The organism is Hyphomonas sp., from assembly GCF_037969335.1.
In the GTDB taxonomy this organism is placed as follows: Bacteria; Pseudomonadota; Alphaproteobacteria; order Caulobacterales; family Hyphomonadaceae; genus Hyphomonas.
Window position 1 is genome coordinate 1 of sequence record NZ_JBBKXE010000180.1, and the last position, 17,992, is coordinate 17,992.

At 58.1% G+C, this 17,992-nt stretch carries 15 protein-coding genes; 11 read left to right on the forward strand and 4 right to left on the reverse strand.

Features of this window, described 5'->3' with window-relative positions; genetic code table 11:
- Window positions 1-58: 58 nt before the first annotated feature.
- Window positions 59-382, forward strand: coding sequence for a DDE-type integrase/transposase/recombinase (locus AADA04_RS13445; RefSeq protein WP_340693801.1), 324 nt, complete (start codon window positions 59-61; stop codon window positions 380-382).
- Window positions 383-493: 111 nt separating this feature from the next.
- On the opposite strand, the gene AADA04_RS13450 is transcribed toward AADA04_RS13445, so the two are convergent.
- On the reverse strand, window positions 494-718 hold the full coding sequence (locus AADA04_RS13450; RefSeq protein ID WP_340693787.1) for a hypothetical protein: 225 nt from the start codon (window positions 716-718) through the stop codon (window positions 494-496).
- Window positions 719-1,142: 424 nt separating this feature from the next.
- On the opposite strand from AADA04_RS13450, the gene AADA04_RS13455 reads away from it, so the two are divergent.
- The 3 genes from AADA04_RS13455 to AADA04_RS13465 all read left to right on the forward strand — a co-directional run bounded on the left by AADA04_RS13455 (window position 1,143) and on the right by AADA04_RS13465 (window position 5,857).
- The gene (locus tag AADA04_RS13455; protein ID WP_340693788.1) at window positions 1,143-2,294 is read left to right on the forward strand and encodes an HlyD family secretion protein; all 1,152 of its coding nucleotides are present in this window, start codon (window positions 1,143-1,145) and stop codon (window positions 2,292-2,294) included.
- The gene (locus AADA04_RS13460; RefSeq protein ID WP_340693789.1) at window positions 2,291-3,940 is read left to right on the forward strand and encodes a DHA2 family efflux MFS transporter permease subunit; all 1,650 of its coding nucleotides are present in this window, start codon (window positions 2,291-2,293) and stop codon (window positions 3,938-3,940) included. The genes AADA04_RS13455 and AADA04_RS13460 overlap by 4 nt, the downstream gene beginning before the upstream one ends.
- 219 nt (window positions 3,941-4,159) lie before the next feature.
- Window positions 4,160-5,857: a class I adenylate-forming enzyme family protein gene (locus tag AADA04_RS13465; protein ID WP_340693790.1), complete on the forward strand. Its 1,698-nt coding sequence runs from the start codon at window positions 4,160-4,162 to the stop codon at window positions 5,855-5,857.
- Between the two features lie 168 nt (window positions 5,858-6,025).
- Here the strand turns inward: AADA04_RS13465 and AADA04_RS13470 are convergent, their stop codons facing one another.
- Both AADA04_RS13470 and AADA04_RS13475 read right to left on the reverse strand, forming a co-directional pair.
- Window positions 6,026-7,978, reverse strand: coding sequence for a beta-galactosidase (locus tag AADA04_RS13470; RefSeq protein WP_340693791.1), 1,953 nt, complete (start codon window positions 7,976-7,978; stop codon window positions 6,026-6,028).
- Entirely contained in the window at window positions 7,975-9,876 is a 1,902-nt protein-coding gene (locus AADA04_RS13475) for an alpha-galactosidase (protein ID WP_340693792.1), read from the reverse strand. Before AADA04_RS13475 ends, AADA04_RS13470 begins: the two co-directional genes overlap by 4 nt.
- A 518-nt stretch (window positions 9,877-10,394) precedes the next feature.
- On the opposite strand from AADA04_RS13475, the gene AADA04_RS13480 reads away from it, so the two are divergent.
- The 7 genes from AADA04_RS13480 (at window position 10,395) to AADA04_RS13510 (ending at window position 16,886) form a co-directional block, all read left to right on the forward strand.
- Window positions 10,395-11,243 (forward strand): hypothetical protein, encoded by an 849-nt coding sequence (locus AADA04_RS13480; protein ID WP_340693793.1) that lies wholly within the window; start codon window positions 10,395-10,397, stop codon window positions 11,241-11,243.
- Entirely contained in the window at window positions 11,240-12,274 is a 1,035-nt protein-coding gene (locus AADA04_RS13485) for a galactokinase family protein (RefSeq protein ID WP_340693794.1), read from the forward strand. The genes AADA04_RS13480 and AADA04_RS13485 overlap by 4 nt, the downstream gene beginning before the upstream one ends.
- A 209-nt stretch (window positions 12,275-12,483) precedes the next feature.
- Window positions 12,484-13,425 carry a DnaJ C-terminal domain-containing protein gene (locus AADA04_RS13490; protein WP_340693795.1) on the forward strand — a complete coding sequence of 314 codons (942 nt, stop codon included), beginning with the start codon at window positions 12,484-12,486 and terminating at the stop codon, window positions 13,423-13,425.
- The gene (locus AADA04_RS13495) at window positions 13,422-13,766 is read left to right on the forward strand and encodes a chaperone modulator CbpM (protein ID WP_340693796.1); all 345 of its coding nucleotides are present in this window, start codon (window positions 13,422-13,424) and stop codon (window positions 13,764-13,766) included. Before AADA04_RS13490 ends, AADA04_RS13495 begins: the two co-directional genes overlap by 4 nt.
- Window positions 13,767-13,912: 146 nt before the next feature.
- Window positions 13,913-14,995, forward strand: coding sequence for an efflux RND transporter periplasmic adaptor subunit (locus AADA04_RS13500; protein WP_340693797.1), 1,083 nt, complete (start codon window positions 13,913-13,915; stop codon window positions 14,993-14,995).
- Complete coding sequence (locus tag AADA04_RS13505; RefSeq protein WP_340693798.1) at window positions 14,995-16,197, forward strand: ABC transporter permease; 1,203 nt, start codon at window positions 14,995-14,997, stop codon at window positions 16,195-16,197. The genes AADA04_RS13500 and AADA04_RS13505 overlap by 1 nt, the downstream gene beginning before the upstream one ends.
- Window positions 16,194-16,886 carry an ABC transporter ATP-binding protein gene (locus AADA04_RS13510; RefSeq protein ID WP_340693799.1) on the forward strand — a complete coding sequence of 231 codons (693 nt, stop codon included), beginning with the start codon at window positions 16,194-16,196 and terminating at the stop codon, window positions 16,884-16,886. The genes AADA04_RS13505 and AADA04_RS13510 overlap by 4 nt, the downstream gene beginning before the upstream one ends.
- 611 nt (window positions 16,887-17,497) lie before the next feature.
- Here AADA04_RS13510 and dacB read toward each other — a convergent pair.
- The coding region (gene dacB / locus AADA04_RS13515) for a D-alanyl-D-alanine carboxypeptidase/D-alanyl-D-alanine-endopeptidase (RefSeq protein WP_340693800.1) at window positions 17,498-17,992 on the reverse strand (495 nt) is incomplete at its 5' end.

The following is a 17,992-nucleotide window of genomic DNA, read 5'->3' on the forward strand; positions in this document are numbered from 1 at the left end:
ATCCTACGTCACAAAGAAACGGGACAAAGCCGCTACATTGAAACTCCTAAAGAAAGCAATGAAGAGATGCGGCAATCCGAATGTCGTCGTGACAGGCAGATGCCCTTCTTATCGGGCACCAATGAAAATGATTGGGAACGAGGGCCGCCAGGAGACCGGCCGGCATTTCAACAATCGCGCCGAGAACTCTCACGTACCGTTCCGAAGGCGAGAGCGGGCGATGTCCCGTTTCCGGCGCATGAGAAGTTTGCAAAAGTTCGTTTCAATTGATTCGTCAGTGTACAATCACTTCAACCTCGAAAAGCACGTCAACTCCCGCAAAAGATTCAAACAGAAATGCGACGTCGCCCTTCGCGAGTGGCGCGACCTTCTCGTCGCATAGTACCCCCTGCGCCGCGAATTCGGAGACTGGTTCTTTTTAGCCCGACACCACCGCCAGCACTCCCAATAGCGACGGTGCATGCAGGTTGTTTGCAGACGACACAAACGCGTATCATGCGTTCGAAGCTGACCGTTCAAGACGTGAACAAACGGGAGAATCCTGCTCAGAACGGTGCAGGTGCATCCCCTGTCGCGATCTCGCGCATGCGCTGCCGCTCACCGCCATCATGAATGCGATGCGGTCGATACCGATATGTCTTCGGCGCGGTGCCGAAGAGGCAACATGCTGTTTCAGTATCCCGCCAATCTGCTGGTCACTGAACTTGCCCTGCTTCATTCGTCTACTCCTATCGGGAACAGACTGACCTCAAACCGAGGGCATTTCGCGGGAGCAGATCACGGCTTCGCATTGGACTGACAGGCACCCTTGGGAGCGTACGCTACTGTGAGCACTTCAAATCGAAGGTCCATATCGAAGGCTGGCGACACCTCTACAATTTAGCCTGTCCGAACTCATCCCTGGGCGACAAGCCGCCCGCCCCAGAAGCGATATTGCCCGCAATGTTCATACAGATTTACCAAGATGGTGTCGCAGCAAGAGTGCTTCTTTTCGGAGTGTTGCCCTATTCCGCCCGACGCGAATTCTTGAAAGTGCCGCCCCAACGTCAATCTTGCCTTTTGTGAAAGGCGGGCGGCAAATTGTCCCGCAACGCCTGCTTGAAGAGGATCGACGCAAAATATCGGCAGATAACGGGACACGTATGGACCAGAAGACCATCCGAACAGAATATGACTCCAAATGGGTGATGCCCCCTGGCTGGCGCAAGCGCCTACTGGCCCCACGCCTGATTCTGGCGATCACGTCGCTGCTACTTGGAGTCGCGCTGGTCAGTGCCTGGTTGATTGATCGCTCTCACTATGTATCGACATCCGACGCACGAATTGCCGCCGACATCCTGTCCGTATCAGCCGACGTCTCAGGTACTATCACAGCGGCATATGTGGCCTCCGGAGACAGGGTGAAAACTGGAGACCTCCTCTACCAGATTGACGACCGGGAGGCACGACACTTGCTGTCGGAATACCTGGCAGAGGAAGATGGCCTTGTTGCACAAATCCAGCGGGAGCGAACACAGCTCGGTCTTGTCGGCTCGCGGTCCGGAACGCACATCGACGCCAGCCGCGCCGATGTGCAATCAGCACGGGCTGCAGTAGAGGCGGCCAAAGCTGACCTGATGGCGGCGCAGCAAGACTATGATCGTGAGCTGCGGCTCAAGGAAACCGGACTGATTACACAAAACGTCTGGGAGCAGGCTCAAAACAAGCGACTGGCCGCTCAACAGAACCTGCGTGGGGCCGAAGCCCGCCTGTCATCATCCGCAGCGAAAGAGCGTGAAGCGGTGATTTCCAAAAGCGACGCGTCCCTCGTCGAACACGACCTGAACATTCTGGAAGCGGCCCTGCAGCGCGCCAGAGCCCAGACTGAAGGCCAAAAGGTGATCATCGAGAAACACCAGATCCGCAGCCCCATTGATGGGGTCGTGGATGAGACGTTTTTTGACGCTGGCGAACGGACACTGGCCGGGTTTCGTGTCGCCCTGCTGCACGACCCGGGAAAAGTCTGGGTGTCAGCCAACATCAAGGAAACACAGGTACGGTATGTCAAAGTGGGTGCGTCGGCACACATAAAAGTCGACAGCGCTCCTGGCGCAAATATCACCGGTCATGTTTCTGTGATCCGTGACCTGACTGTTGCCGAAGCCGCATTGATGCCCAATCCGAATGCGACAGGCGTGTTCACAAAAATCACGCAGCGCATACCCGTTCGGGTAGATCTTGATCCAGGCGACACGCATCTTCGTCCTGGGTCAATGGTCCGGGTCGCCATTGAACGCCGCAAGGCAGAGAAGTGACTCTGGGAAGAGAGGACGCGATTGTCGGGGCAGAGCGAGACGACGCTGCCCTGTCGCTCGCGCTCGATATTCCCAACACGGCCGGACGTGCAGTGCGTGAGCGCTTTCGCACATTCGGGGCCTCCTATCGCTGGCTGCTCTTGTTCAGCCTGCTCTGCGGGTCGCTATCGACCATGCTCGCAGCGACAACGATCAATGTTGCCCTGCCATCGATTATCGGTGCATTCGGCCTAGGACAGGATAAGGCCCAGTGGATGTCCACGGCATTCTTGGCCGCCTCGACGATCGCGATGCTGGCCAATGCCTGGGCCATGAGCGCGTTTGGCGCCCGGGCGACCTATCTGGTGGCGCTGGCACTGTTCATCAGCGGATCTGCACTTGGAGCGATCAGTTCCACATTCGAATTCCTGATCATAGCGCGCGCCATGCAAGGAGTGGCTGCGGGCCTGCTTCAACCCATGTCCATGTTCCTCATCTTCCAGGCATTCCAGGACAAGATGCGAGGAACCGCCATTGGTATTTTCTCCATCGGCGTTGTGCTCGCGCCCGCCTTCGGGCCGGCGCTCGGAGGTTTTGCCGTGGATCTGTCCAGCTGGCGTCTGGTATTCATCGCGACCGTACCCATCGCGGTGCTCGCCCTGCCGCTGGCCGCCATCCTCTTGCCGGAACGCGACAGTGTTCGCGGCACCAAGGCGCCACCGCTTGACTGGATAGGGCTCATTCTGATCGCTGTCGCCGTTGTCGGGTTATTATCAACTATCGCAAATGGTGACCGCGATGGCTGGTATTCTGACAAGGCCCTCATCAGGCTGGTCGTGTCGCTTGGGGCCGGTATCGCTTTCTTTTGGTGGGAACAACGACATCCCTTCCCGGCCCTCAATCTTGATGTCTTCAAGCAATGGCAATTTGCGTCCGCGGGCGTCGTGATCGCGTTCACGGGAACAGCAATTTATGGCTCGACATACCTCATCCCGATCTTTGTCCAGGTCGTTCAAAACTATTCACCCACATCCGCCGGCGTGATGATGATCCCCGCCGGCCTTGCCATGATCGTCGGCTTTCCGGTTGCCGGACGCCTCAGCGACCGGTTTGACGCGCGGATATTGCTCGCATTTGGCGTCATCTGCTTTGGCACGTCGATGTATCTGATGGCGGGTGTCGGCGCGGCGACCCCCTATTGGACGTTCATTGGCTGGATCATCCTCAGCCGCGTCGGCATCAGCTTTTGCATGCCGCCGGCAAACACCACGGCGATTCGCGGCGTTCCAGCAAACCTGCTCGCCAGCGCGGCGGGAGCGGCATCATTCCTGATGCAGGTGGGCGGCGCGTTTGGCGTATCCATGCTGGCCATTCTGCTGCAAAGGCGAAATATCTTTCATGGCGAGCACATTTCGTCGGCGATGACCGAAAGCAATCCGGAACTCCTCTATCAACACCAGCAGAACATGTGGGCTGCAATGGCGAGTGGAGAGCCGTTTCAGCAGGCCTATATCAGCGCGTTTCGTCCCATCGCGGAAACGGTCCGCCGCGAAGCCATGGTGCTGGCCTTTCGCGACTGCTTCCTGGTTTGCGCATGCGGCTTTGCCATTGTTCTTGCGTTTATCCTGCTCATGCCAAAGCCGGAGAACAAGGCAGCACAGCCGTAACGGCGACAGGCGCTAGCCATACGTGCCTTCTCCGCCTGCTGGTGCCTGGACCTCGCGATGCGCCATGCCGGACTGATGATTGGTGAAATTCAGCTCCATGTCAGCTCGGAGGGGTCCATTTCATGAGGTAGATCGACGTCGCGGAAAGCTTGTCGGGCATCGATCCGTCTGTATGTGTAGGTTCAAAGAATTGCACTTCAGGGAGAATAGAAGAGAGTCATGCATTATAAGGAACTCCTCAAGGCGTGCGACGAGCTGACCGGCGCAGAAGGTCCGTTCGAGATCACTGAAACTGACGTGCTCGGAAACCGCATCCGCATTTACAAGAACGCGCCGCTCAACGTGCGAGAGGTCTGGCTGTCAACGATCCAGTTCGCCGACCGACCTTACCTGATCTATGAACAGGAACGCCTGACCTATGGCGAGGCTCACGAGCAGGTGAACGCCATTGCATCGTGGCTGAGCGCCCAAGGCGTGCAGTCAGGCGATCGCGTTGCCATCGCGATGCGCAACTATCCCGAATGGATGCTCATCTACTGGGCCTGCGTGTCATCCGGGATCGCCGTGGTGGGCATGAACGCGTGGTGGACCACAGAAGAGATGGCTTATGCGATTTCCGACTCCGAACCCAAGGTCCTGTTCCTCGACACCGAACGCCTTGATCGATTGCAGGAACGCCCGGACCTGACAGAGAACCTGAAGCTGGTGGGCGTCCGTATCCCGGACGCGCCAGACGCTGTGACACCCTGGTCTGACGTCATTGCCCATGGCGGCGCCATGCCTGACGTGTCGGTCGATCCGGAATCCGACGCCTGCATCTTCTATACGTCCGGCACCACAGGCAACCCGAAAGGCGCACAACTCACCCATCGGGGCTGCGTTTCCAACCTGTTCAACCTGATGTACGCCGCCGCCTCGTCTGCGCTTGCGACCCAAAAGGCAACCGGCGTGGCACCCCCGGACACACCTCCGATCCCGACGACATTGATCACGACACCGCTGTTCCACGTAACCGCCAATAATTGCGGCGCGTATGCCACCACAGCCGCTGGCGGCGCGCTGGTGCTGATGTACCGCTGGGATGCCGGCGAGGCGCTACGCCTGATCGCCAGGGAACGAGTGACGTCGATGAGCGGCGTGCCCGTCATGGCGCGCGAACTGATCGGCCATCCCGACTTCGCGGCCACCGACACGTCGAGCCTGACCTCGCTGTCCGGCGGCGGCGCACAGGTGCCACCGGACCTGGTGCACAAGATCGAGTCCCAGGTGGCAACGGCGCGTCCTAGCACCGGCTACGGCATGACCGAAACCTGCGGGATCATCACCTCGATCGCAGCGGATTTCTTTGTCGACAAGCCCGACAGCGCCGGTCCCGCGATGCCCAACTTTGAAGCCAAATGCGTCGATGATGATGGCAATACATTGAAGCCTGGCCAGGTTGGCGAATTGTGGATCAAAGGCTCATCCGTGATCAAGGGATACATCAACCGGCCTGAGGCCACCGCCGAATCGATTACCGATGGCTGGCTTCACACAGGCGACATTGCCCGTATCGACGAAGATGGCTTCATCTTCATCGTCGACCGCAAGAAGGACATGGTCCTGCGCGGGGGAGAGAACATCTATTGCGCCGAGGTGGAAGCAACGGTTTACAGACACGACGCCGTCGCTGAGTGTTGCGTGTTTGGCGTGCCCGATGAACGCCTCGGCGAAGAAGTCGGGATTGCCGTGGTACTGAAGCCTGGCGAAAAGCTTTCAGAGCAAGCGCTTCGGGATCATTGCCAGTCGATAATGGCGAAGCACAAGTCGCCTCGTTACATATGGTTTCTGGAAGACGCCCTGCCGCGGAATGCCAGCGGAAAGTTCATCAAACGGGACCTGCGTGACCGCCTCAGCGCGGAATTGCTTTCTGGCTGAGGCCCGACCAACTCATCAATCGATGCGTTCGGATCCAGCTGCTGCGTATCCATTCGTCTTCACGTGCGACGACGCCCGTTTGACGCAAACCAGGCAGCCGTGCGCGCGCATCCCCGAATAACGGAGACTCGTTCGCGTTCGACTGACAATACATTCAAGACTTCGATTTCAACCAATGCGCCAGGCTGAAACGCCGGCCCCTTCGATCTGCCGCCCACCTATCAGGTAGGATTCCAACCCGGCAGGGGCACCGAGATCCCCAAGGTCGAAAACGTCTGCTCCATAATTGAATGCATACTGAACGCTTCCGGCTCGACGCAGACGTATATCAAAGCCGGTTTCCCGAATTTCGAGGCGCACCTCCTGACATAGGCGACGCAGCACAAGCGAAAGGAGTTCATCGCCAGGCCAGCACGCAAGGTAGTGAGCGTGTCCATACCGGACCCACGCGGGCTCACCATTCTCGAACCATGCAAGTTGCTCGGCCTCGCTGACAATCGACTCCCGCCATTGGCTGGCGACATACGGCTTGCCGTCCACCTCGACATTCAGGCTGACGAATGGCGGCAGGCTTTCGAACATTTCAATGCGCATGGGCAGCAGGTCCGAAAACGACCCGGGCGCCAGTTCTGTGGGAATATGGCCATCCTGCGTGCGCGAGCCCGTCAGCGGCATTGCGAGAACAGTCGCACCGGCATCTTTCAGCCGACGACACAGGCCCGCATCCAATATCGGCACACTTGGGAGTATGACGATTTCATACCCATCAAAATCAGAACTGGGTGGAACAAGGTCGACGTCGAGCCCTAGTCGGCGACAGGCGGAATAGACCACTCGGCTCATCTCCAGGACCGATCCGGACCGTCCTTGCGGCTGAATTTCATGCTGCCAAAGGCTGGGGTAATCGAGAACGATTGCGACGGGTGGACAGTGCCGCTCCGGCGCGCCGACTTTCTCGCGTTCTTGCGACAACTGAAGGATTTCTGAAACGGCGCGAGTATCGCGTCGGTCGGGCGTCAGGAGTCCGGCGTGCATCTGCTCCTGGCCGAACGGAACCTGTCGCCAACGAAAGTAGCTCACAAAATCTGCACCGTGGGCAAACGCCTCCCATGTCCACAAGCGGACCATGCCTGGAGCCGGCGCCGCGTTGTGCGTCGCCCAGTTTACCGGTCCCGGCTGCTGCTCCATCACGCCCCAATGGGGTGAGCAGTTTCGAAAAACATCATGGTTGAACGCTGCAAAATCCGGATGCCCCGAACGCAGCCACCGGACCTTGTTCTCCTTGCTACCGTTTCCCTCGCTAAGTAATCCAATCGGGTAGCTATCCCAGGTCGCGACATCCAGCCCGGCGCCAATCTCATGATGGTCGAGACGCGTGAAGTCTCCAATATAGTTGTGTGCAATCGGCCTGCCGGGACTCAGCCGACGAAGAATATCGACCTGCTCCTTGTTGAATGCGCAAATCGCGTTACTCGAAAACCTGCGAAAATCGAGGCGGTGGGAGGGGTTCGCTTCCGTCACGGTCGCATTCGGCGGGTCTATTTCGTCGAACGACCGATACATCTGGGACCAGAAAGACGTGCCCCAAGCCGCATTCAACGCCTCAATCGACTTGTACCGGCGCTGAAGCCACACGCGGAACGCACGCACAGCATCCGGCGAAAAGCTCTCATGCGTGTCATGATGCCCGTACTCATTGTCCGTCTGCCACATCACGACTGCAGGATGCTCCCCATACCGAGCCGCCAACGCCGACACGATCCGAGCGCTTTCGCGGCGGTAGATCGGAGATGAAAAGCAGTAGTGCCGGCGCGACCCGAATTGCTTCGGATGGCCGTGCTTGTCCCAAGGCAGAATGTCCGGATGCTGGTCAACAAGCCACTTCGGCGGCGTCGCCGTCGGCGTGCAAAGTATGACCTCCAGTCCTTCCGCATGGAGGACTGATATGGCTCTGTCGAGCCAGGACCAATCATACGCGCCAGGCGTCGGCTCAATCTGCGACCATGCGAACTCTCCGATCCGCACACGGTCCAAGCCAAGCTTCTTCATGCGCCGCGCGTCATCTACCCAATCGGATTCCGGCCAGTGCTCTGGATAGTAACAAACACCGAGTTTCATCATGGAGTTGCCTCGAGGCGCTGGAGATAAAATAGCCGTCCCTGGTTGGGCTTGCCAGGATCCATATCAAGTCCCGACCAAGCCAATCCTTCTGCCGAATAGCGGCCTATCGGGATATCCTGCCCACCACCGAGCGCCACTTCCCAAACATCATATGAACGACCCGGCTGAAGCCATTGAACGGCAATCTTCCTTTGAACCGGCCGATCCGACATACCCACTCTCAGGACACGAACCAGAACATGTCCGGCGTCAATCGATTCGACCAGCGTCACATCAAGGTGCTCGTCGGAAACGGGCAGCGCCCGGACGCGACCGGCATGCATCCAGTCCCGGAACCGCTTGTAGACCTTGATCGAGGTTGCAAGCATTGCCTTGTCGCGCTCCGACAAGACAGAAGGATCCAGCTCCAGTCCGAAGTGCCCGAACATGGCTACCAATGCCCGAAAACGCATTGAGAACATCCGGCCCGTCATGTGGTTGGGCGACGGTCCGACATGCGAACCAATCATTTCAATCGGAATGTACCGGGAAAGGTCCTTGTTGATCCGAATTCGATCTAGCGCATCTGTCGAATCGCTTGCCCAGAACCGCGTCACATGGGGGAGAATGCCAAAATCAATCCGTCCGCCACCGCTGGCGCAACTTTCGATTTCAAGTTCAGGAAACCTTGACTGCAATCTCTCCATCAACGCGTAAACGCCGAGTGTCTGAGAGTGCGCGCAAAACTGTCCGTCAATCACTGCCGGGTATAGCTCTCGGTTACAATCCCATTTGAGGTACTCAATACCGCCAACGTCCAGGCATTTGGAAAGGGTCTCGCACAAATAGTCCTGCACATCGGTGTTCGACAGGTCGAGAACGAGCTGGTTTCGTCCAGTCGGGGCATCGGGATCAGGATACCCCATGACCCATTCCGGATGCGCGCGATAAAGCGCGCTCTTGCGGCTGACCATTTCCGGCTCGACCCAAAGTCCGAACGTCATTCCGAGGCCATGCACTTTGCGGATGAGCGGACTAAGCCCCTGCGGGAACCGGTCGGCATCCGGCTCCCAATCGCCCAAGCTGCTCGTGTCATCCCGTCGCCCGGTAAACCAGCCATCGTCGAGCACAAACCGTTCGGCACCGAGTTCGGCGGCCTGTTCTGCGAGTTTACAAAGGGATGCTTCCGTAAAGTCAAAGTAGCGAGCCTCCCATGTGTTGAAATGCACGGGTCGGGACACTGCACGTGACCGTGTGCGGGCGAACGCATGCAGCCTGTCGCTCAACTCATGGAATCCATTCTCGGCCACCGCGATCAGGAGTTTAGGGGTCACAAGTTGCTCGCCGGTGGCGAGTTGAATTTCGCCTGGCTCATAAAGCGCTTCAGCGCAAAGCTCTGTCGAGCCATCAGGCAGGCGTTCAACGCTGACCGAATGACTGCCACTCCAAGCCAGATGGGCGGCTATGGCGCGCCCATTCTCAGCATCTGCCGAGCGTTCACACACCAGCATCGCGGGAGAGCCATCAAAACCGGATCGCCCGAGCCGCGATACCGACTGTATTCGCCCTGAAGTGATGGGCATCCGGGAAGAATGCCCTTCCCGGCCCCAGGCACCGAAGGAAACGATGACGTCGCTGCTCCAATCATCCAGCGGCATCAGGCCCGCAGCGCAGCGGTGGATGTGCAGGGTTCCGGATCCAGCATGCGACACTCGGGTCTCGATAGACAACAGGCCATCCGAGATTTCGAGGCAGGATTCCGCTTGAACATCGCAGTCAGGATCCTCAGCCATCAGCACAAGCATCGTGTCAGAGACCTTGCGCATCCCCGATGGGCGAAGCCTGACCGCGCGGCCCCCAGGCAGGCAAACCGCGTCCAGGACACCGAGGCCAGCGTATCCCGCACCTCTTTGTGCCATGAGACTGGCGCCCTGGATCACATCAGGACTTGCGGGCAACTTTTCAGGATCTCTGTGCCGAACGCCATCCGTCGCGCCCGCCGGTCCCAAAAACGCCACTGTGAAACCTGATCCGGCGACCAGGGCTACAATGCAAGCCAGACCATCTCCACTGATCGAACATGAATCCAAGACAATTTCCTTGTGTTAACACACCAGCCGCACGAGTGAGTATCTGACAACCCTATCGCAATCCATCCAGCATGATTTAATTGGGTGCAAATTGGAACTGAGTATTGGTACCCCCTATGGATCAAGGCAAAACCGTGGTGAAGCTGGAAGGACGCGCGAAGCAACTGTACCGGCGCGATCACACCAAGTCCGATGGACGCAATGTTTCGCTCTACGGGTTTGAGCCGCCCTCAGGCGAGTCAGGCCCTGAGCTTGTGGGTCTGGGCAATCATCGCTCCGAACTTCGCCGAGATCCACTTCGCAATACATGGGCCATATACTCGCCTCATCGCCAGGCACGCCCCTTCATGCCCGCAAACTCGGCAGATCCTCTCGCGCCCGGACGACCAGGATCCGACGCCACAGAGATCCCCTTTTCGGACTTCGAACTCGCTGTTTTCGACAATCAGTTCTCCAGCCTCCAGTCCAACGAAGTTGCCGCCGCGCCAAGCCGATGGGCAACAGGACCTGCAAACGGGCGATGCGAAGTTATTGTTTATACCTCCGAATCCGAAGGCAGCCTTCAGACCGTAGGGCACGCGCGGCGCGTATTATTCATTGAGGCGCTGATTGACCGGTACAAGACACTTTTCGATGAAGGCGCCGCGTATGTCTTGCCATTCGAGAACCGAGGGCAGGAAGTCGGTGTGACTCTGCCCCACCCTCATGGCCAGATATATGCATTTCCCAGCGTCCCGGAACCGCAGGCAGCCGCTGCCCGCGCATTCGCATCCGGCTATGACCTTATAGCAGATCATGCGTCTTGGGAGGGTGTCTTCGATGTCGTATCGGATGATAGCTTCGTTGCCTTCTCCCCGCCCTTCGCACGTTTTCCATTTGAGACATGGATCATGCCCAACCGGCCCTGCCGTGGCCCATGGGACCTGGACGCAGAAGGTGTAGAGGCCCTCGCTCGCATGCTCGGCGATATCCCGCGGCGCCTGGACAGCCTGTTCGACGCGCCAATGCCCTATATGATGAGCTTTCAGGCTGCGCCGCGCGACTCTGGAGACGATTTTCAGTTCACGGTACAGTTCTTCCCTGTCATGCGAGATGCGGGGCGTCTCAAATACCTTGCCAGCGTGGAACAGTTTACCGGTGTGTTCACAGTCGATGTCGTTCCGGAACAGGCCGCAGAAAGGCTCCGGTCGCTATGACAAACACCGCCAATCCCATCACGCGGGAAGCAACGGTTCCATGCCGCGTAAACCTCATCGGTGAGTGGATCGATTTTAACGGCGGCATCGTTCTGCCAATGACGCTGCAACCATCCGTGACCGTGCAGGTAGCCAGCAATGGCTCGTCCGTGGACCGGATCAAATCGCCAGGCTTCGCAGTCTGCCCGGATTTCGCTGTCGATGCACCCGCCGAAGACCATTGGTCAGATTATGTCCGCGGCGCCCTGCAATATGCGCGAAATCGAAACTGGATCGAGAACGGTCAGGACGTGAGCGTCGAAAGCGGTATTCCTGCAGGCGCCGGCCTGTCATCGTCAGCCGCGATCATCGTCGCGACGCTAAAAGCGACGAGCGCAGGCTTTGCCGACATCGATGGAGACGCACTCGCTTTCGCAGCCAAGGAAATCGAGAACAACTTCATCGGCGTGCCGTGCGGTATCATGGATCAGATGGCTGTCGCGCTGGGTGAGCCCGGAAAGGTGCTGGCACTGGATACGAGCGATTGCACGTATTTTCTGCTGGACCTGCCGGAGACATGGACCGTTGTCGTGGTTCACTCAGGCATTCGCCGGTCGCTTTCTGACGGTCGGTATCGGGTCCGTCGCAACGAGTGCCTTGAATCTGCCGCTGCACTGGGTGTGGACTATTTGTGCAGCGCCAGCCTGCAATCGACCGATACCCTGGTGGAGCCGCTCCTCAAACGGGCTCGGCATGCAATTTCCGAAGCAAAACGCTCTCGATCCGCCATTGAGGCACTCCGAACGGCCGACCGTTCTGGCTTTGGGCGGATCATGAATGAAAGCCACGCGTCGCTTCGCGATGACATGGAGGTGTCAGTCCCGGGAATCGACGATCTCGTCGCAGACGCAATCGGCCTTGGCGCTGATGGCGCTCGCATAACTGGCGCCGGGTTCGGTGGCTGCATCGTCGCGCTTGTTGATCCGGATCGCTTGGAAAGCTGGTGGAACGCGCTCAAACTTCGACATCCGTCAATAGAGCGTGTTGCTTGAATGCGGACGTCTGGTCAGACCGAATTTGCCTCGCACGATTGGTGATTCAAGACCAAGGCCGCGCGCAGCAGCCAGATCGACGAAGGCACCCGAAGGGAGCACACAATCACTGCGATCTAGGTATTTGTCACATGGAATTCCTGTCCCATTGAAACTAACAAGGACGTTATAAACTTAGATTTTTGAGATTTTCGGGGAAATAGACCGCCATGGCTGAAAGCCTCTATGACGTTCTGGGCGTATCTCGCGACGCAAGTGCGGCCGAGATCAAGAAAGCCTACCGCAAGGCGGCAAAGGAACACCACCCCGACCTCAACCCGGGCAAAACGAGTGCGAGTGACCGCTTCAAGGCCCTTTCCGCGGCCTACTCGATTATCGGTGACGAAAAGCTCCGCGAGCGTTACGACCGCGGAGAAATTGACGCGTCCGGTCAAGAGGCGCAGCAGCGCCCCTATTATCGCGAACATGCTGGAGCCGCCGGAGGCAACCGCTACGAAGACCACGAAAGTTTTGCAGACTTCGGGGATCAATCGGATATTTTTGCCGAACTTTTAAGGCGCGCCCGCGCAGGCGAGCGCGCGCAAGCCAACAGACCCATGCCCGGCCGGGACCGGCACTATTCCTTGTCTGTGTCCTTTCTCGAAGCCGCTAGGGGCGGCGAACGCATGCTGGCCATGCCCGATGGATCAGATCTCAAAGTCACGATTCCCGCAGGGCTGCGGGATGGCCAGACTTTGCGGCTGAAGGGCAAGGGCGATGGCGGTTTCAATGGCGGCCCCGCCGGTGATGCCCTGATCGACATTGCGGTGCAAAGCCACGCATTGTTTCATCGGGATGGCGATAATATCTCGATCACCGTGCCGATCAGCCTGACCGAAGCCGCGCTGGGAGCGAAGATCGAAGTTCCCACCTTGCACGGGACGCTCAAGCTCACGATCCCGCCCGGCGCAAGTACAGGCCAGAAGCTCAGGCTTAAGCACCAGGGGATAAAGGCAAAGGGGCGGTCGGCGGGGCATCAATATGTCGAGCTGTCAGTCGTTTTGCCTGATGCGAGCACTTTCGATGATGACATCAAGGTTGCGCTCGAATCATGGTCGAAGCGCCATCCGTTCGATGCGCGGGCAACATGGGCCAAAGGAGTGGATCTATGACAGACGTCGAATTTTTCACGCAAGAAGAGCTGATTGTCCACGTACGCCGCCTGTCGGCTGATCGCCTGTCCTGCTGGATCAGCGAAGGCCTGGTCAGGACCGTCGACGATCGCAACGAAAGGTTTGACGTGACTGACATCGCCCGCCTTGAGCTGTTGTGCGATCTCGCCGATGATTTTGACCTGAGCACCGAAGGGCTCGGGATCGTCTGCACGCTACTCGATCAGGTCCACACTCTCCGGAGCCAGTTGTTGGTTCTGGGCAAGGCGGTTGATTCCCAGCCGAGCGACGTTCGTGAAGCGATAATTGGCGCATTGACCAGCATACATAGGCGAGACTAAAGCGCAGATTCCTTTGGGGCTTTAGCGCGCGCTGGCGCGCCCGGGACCGCCGTGTATCATCGCGACACCGAACACCTCATTTTTCTTTTGTTATCAGAGGCATGAATGCCCATATACTGGCTTCGCCGCGGCATTCGACAGCACAAATGAACAAATACCTTAAACTGGGCCTTCTCGGTATTTCGCTTCTTTTGGGCGGCTATTTCGCGTACTCCATCGTCTTCGGTGCACGCAGTCCTACGAAAGTTGCGACCGTTGAATTACAGATCGAGCCGGCCCAGCTGGTTCTGGCCGTTGTCGGACGTGTCCGCAGTCAGGCCGTTGTCGATATCCGTTCCGAACGGCCTGGCGCGATCAAGGAAATGATGCATGATGAGGGCGACCTCGTGGAGGCGGGAGACGTTCTCGCGCATGTCCAGTCGGATGAAGAGCAGGCAAGCCTATCCGTCAACCGCGCCCAGTTGCAGGCACTAGAAGCTGAAGTCGCGCTTGCTCAGGTCCAACTCACCCGAACCGAAACGCTCGCAGATAAAGGACTGCTCGCCCCGGCCGCCCTGGACGAGGCGCGTGCCAATCTCGCGACCGCGAAGGCCAACCAAAAGGCTGCACAAGCCGCAATTATCCAGGCTCAGGCCCGCGTTGGTGAATATGATGTACGCGCACCTATGCAAGGCATCATCCTGTCCCGCCCCCTCGACCCCGGTCAGGTGGTAGGGACTACAGACATAATTTTCCAGATAGGTTCGCAAGATGCCGTCGAAATAGAAGCTGAAGTCGATGAATATTATGCCGACAAGTTGCAGGTTGGCATGACTGCGTTCCTGGCTCCGTCCGGGTCAAACGATGTGCATGAAGCGACACTGACAGAAATCGCACCACGAATAGACCCGCTAACAGGTGGTCGAATCGTCCGACTTCTGCCGAACAAAGACAATGACGCCTTCCTGCCAGGCCGGTCCGTCGACGTGAATATTCTTGTCGAGAAGATCGATCGGACACTGAGTGTTCCGCGCAGCGCTTTGGTCCGGGAAGGCGGCGCATGGCGCGTTTATGTCGTCGAGAACGGCAAGGCCGCTGCCCGCGAGGTCAGCTTCATTGATTGGCCAGGCGTGTCCGTCGTGATCAAGTCGGGTCTTGAGGCAGGCGACCAGGTTATCCTGGATTCGCTTCGGGTTACTTCCGGCATACCGGTCAAACCAATTGAACCAGTTGCGCGACAGGTGCGCTGATGCTGTTTCTTTCGAAAGTGGCGTTGCGGTATCTGACCTCAAACATCATACAAACCACGCTGCTGATTTCAGGAGTCGCCCTTAGCGTTGTCGTCTTTGTCTTCATCACGGCACTCATCAACGGGCTAGCACTCTATCTCACGGCCGAAGTTACGAGCAAGATCGCTCATGTGGAGCTTGAGCCGCCCAATACCGTGTCTCGTGTCCTGACAGATAATGATCGTTTCGTGGCCGCACCGGTATCGACATTTCGCCGCAAGCAGATTCGCAACTGGCAACAGGTTCTGGAACTCGCGGAAAAGATGCCCGGAGTTAAGACGGTCAGCCCGACCATCGACGGCAATGCATTTCTGACCCGCGGTGAAGCGGTTCTACCGGTTGCTGTTCAAGGGGTGTCGCCTGACAAAATCGATGCCATGGCCGACTTGTCGTCCAATCTGATCGCAGGCAACGCGGATCTCTCCGCAGGTGGATTGTTGGTCGGTGTGGAGTTGGCAGAAGAACTCAATTTAGCTGTGGGTGGGCCAGTCTTGATGCGCTCGGAACGCGGCGCCGAAAGGCTGATTCCGATAACCGGCATTTTCAAGTCGGGTGTCTCGAGCCTCGATCGACGGGTGGCCTATATATCAATTGGAGCTGCGCGACCTCTCTTTGATTTGCCCAATGGCGTGACGACCATCTCGATCAAGCTCGACGATCCTGATGAGGCTCCACGTGTCGCAAAGGCCCTGCAGGACGCCACTGGTTTGAAGGCGACCCCCTGGCAGGAAAAGAACAAGACACTGGAGGAAGCGACCGATGCCCAGGGGCGCACCGGTGTCTTTATCCAGAGCTTCGCGATGATCGCGATTATAATCTCGATCTCCAGTGCGCTCCTCCTGTCCAGCTATCGCCGCCGCGCCGAGATAGGAATTATGCGCGCGGTGGGCATTTCGCGCCGATTTGTTGCTGGCGTATTTGTCTTGCAGGGCATCCTCATCGGCGGCATCTCTGCACTACTCGGCGCAGGCTTAGGCTATCAGCTGTGTGTGACTTTAGCCTCAATCCAAGGCGCGAACGGGCGCCCATCTTTGCCCATTGCGCCATCGGAAGGCGGCTACGCTCTTGTCATCACGCTTACGATCATCGGCGCAGCGCTCGCGGCCGTCCTGCCCGCCCGAGCAGCAGCCGCTGTCGACCCTGTTGACGCAATACAGCAATGAACGACATTGTTCTCAAAGCCGAAGGCATCATCAAGACCTTCAGGAACGGCGATGAAGAGACGCGCGTTCTGAAAGGCATCGATCTTGTCCTTCCCAAAGGTCGTATGATCGCACTACAAGGCGCATCAGGCTCGGGCAAATCAACGCTTTTGAATATCCTTGGCCTGTTGATGCAACCAACATCGGGTGAGCTCACACTTTTAAACCAGCCCCTTGCCGGACTTCCGGACGCGGTCTTGTCTCGTTACCGCAACCGACATCTCGGATTCGTATTTCAGTATCACAACCTGTTGCCTGACTTTACTGCGTTGGAAAATGTCGCCTTTCCTGCGGCAGCGCCAGCCGGACGGCTCAAGCGTGACGTCAAGGAACGCAGCCAAATGCTGCTCGATCGGGTCGGCCTGTCTGATCGAAAGAATTTTCTAGCCACACGACTCTCGGGAGGCCAGAAGCAACGCGTCGCTATCGCGAGAGCGCTTATAAACAGTCCAAACCTGGTTCTTGCCGACGAGCCAACGGGAAATCTGGATCGCAAAACGAGCGATCAGGTGATGATGCTCTTGAAAGAGATTAACCGGGACGATCAGGCGACCTTTTTGATCTCGACACATGACGAAAATATCGCAGCATACTGCGATGAACGTATACAGATTGAGGATGGACTGATCGCGAAAGCAGATTCAGGCTAAGCGGTTGTGAGCCTGGGATTGCCAGGGCAAACAGCTTTGACACGACGTATCCTGAACGAGGTCTTTGCGAGCTCAGATTTTGAAGCCACGACGCCTGGCGAGGCATGAATCATCAGGGCGATGTCACATTTCTGGCGGATACCAAGTCTGCAGCAATTCGCTTCATTCCATTCCTCTGAGCAAAATCATTTCAATCATCAAAGATGGTACTGAACGCAGAGTCAGGTTCAACACCATGCGCTCTGCCGCACAATGATCTCAAGCTGCTTCAGCCGTCCCGAGGCCTTCTGCTTCAGGCTGCGCCGCAAGGTGAGCGGGCGTAGGTGCGCATTGGTCATGTTGATCACCGCCCACAGCTAAAGCCGCGCCTGTTCGAGGCAGTGATGGATGATATCGGACGGATGTCTCATGCGGCGCAGCATAGCGCGGGTGGGATATGGGTTGGATAAGGGGGCGGAAAGAAGCGGCGCAGCGACTGCCCCCTTCTCCTTTGGGAGAAGGGTTGGGGATGAGGGGCATCAGGCGCGCCACGAATAGTGGTGCTGGCGGCGACGTTGCCCCTCACCCCTAGCCCCTCTCCCGAGGGAGAGGAGAGGAGAGGAGAGAAAGGTTTAATTCCCCTCCGCGATCCGCACCAGCGCTGCGTCCATCATCGGTGTGGCGGATGAGACCGCCAGGGGGCGCTCGTTGGCGATCATCGCGAAGACCAGCGTCTGGCCGCTGGCGGCGGTCAGGTAGCCGGAGAGGGCGTTGGTGCCTTTGAGGGCACCGGTCTTGGCGAAGATGTTGCCCTCGAGGAGTGTGCCCCGGAAGCGGCGGGTGAGGGAGCCGTCGGTGCCGCCGACAGGGAACGTGTCTTTCCAGTTGTCGCCCCAGTCCTGCGTGGCGGCATAGGTCAGCAGGCTGACAATCGTACGGGGGCTGGTGCGGTTATAGACCGACATGCCGGAACCGTCGAACAGGTCGTAGCCATTGGGGCGGATGCCCGCGTCTGCCAGCAGGGCGGTGACGCGGGCGAGGCCGGCCTCGGCGCTGCCGTCTTCGCTGATATGGCCGAGATGGCGCAGCAGGAGTTCGGCCTGGAGATTGTGGCTGTCCTTGGCGAC

What these genes read in the sequence shown, in the direction of transcription:
- AADA04_RS13445 (WP_340693801.1), top strand. Translation starts at nt 59, where the DNA reads ATGAAGAGATGCGGCAATCCGAATGTCGTCGTGACAGGCAGATGCCCT.
- AADA04_RS13450 (WP_340693787.1), bottom strand. Translation starts at nt 718, where the DNA reads ATGAAGCAGGGCAAGTTCAGTGACCAGCAGATTGGCGGGATACTGAAA.
- AADA04_RS13455 (WP_340693788.1), top strand. Translation starts at nt 1,143, where the DNA reads ATGGACCAGAAGACCATCCGAACAGAATATGACTCCAAATGGGTGATG.
- AADA04_RS13465 (WP_340693790.1), top strand. Translation starts at nt 4,160, where the DNA reads ATGCATTATAAGGAACTCCTCAAGGCGTGCGACGAGCTGACCGGCGCA.
- AADA04_RS13470 (WP_340693791.1), bottom strand. Translation starts at nt 7,978, where the DNA reads ATGATGAAACTCGGTGTTTGTTACTATCCAGAGCACTGGCCGGAATCC.
- AADA04_RS13475 (WP_340693792.1), bottom strand. Translation starts at nt 9,876, where the DNA reads ATGGCACAAAGAGGTGCGGGATACGCTGGCCTCGGTGTCCTGGACGCG.
- AADA04_RS13480 (WP_340693793.1), top strand. Translation starts at nt 10,395, where the DNA reads ATGCCCGCAAACTCGGCAGATCCTCTCGCGCCCGGACGACCAGGATCC.
- AADA04_RS13485 (WP_340693794.1), top strand. Translation starts at nt 11,240, where the DNA reads ATGACAAACACCGCCAATCCCATCACGCGGGAAGCAACGGTTCCATGC.
- AADA04_RS13490 (WP_340693795.1), top strand. Translation starts at nt 12,484, where the DNA reads ATGGCTGAAAGCCTCTATGACGTTCTGGGCGTATCTCGCGACGCAAGT.
- AADA04_RS13495 (WP_340693796.1), top strand. Translation starts at nt 13,422, where the DNA reads ATGACAGACGTCGAATTTTTCACGCAAGAAGAGCTGATTGTCCACGTA.
- AADA04_RS13500 (WP_340693797.1), top strand. Translation starts at nt 13,913, where the DNA reads ATGAACAAATACCTTAAACTGGGCCTTCTCGGTATTTCGCTTCTTTTG.
- AADA04_RS13505 (WP_340693798.1), top strand. Translation starts at nt 14,995, where the DNA reads ATGCTGTTTCTTTCGAAAGTGGCGTTGCGGTATCTGACCTCAAACATC.
- AADA04_RS13510 (WP_340693799.1), top strand. Translation starts at nt 16,194, where the DNA reads ATGAACGACATTGTTCTCAAAGCCGAAGGCATCATCAAGACCTTCAGG.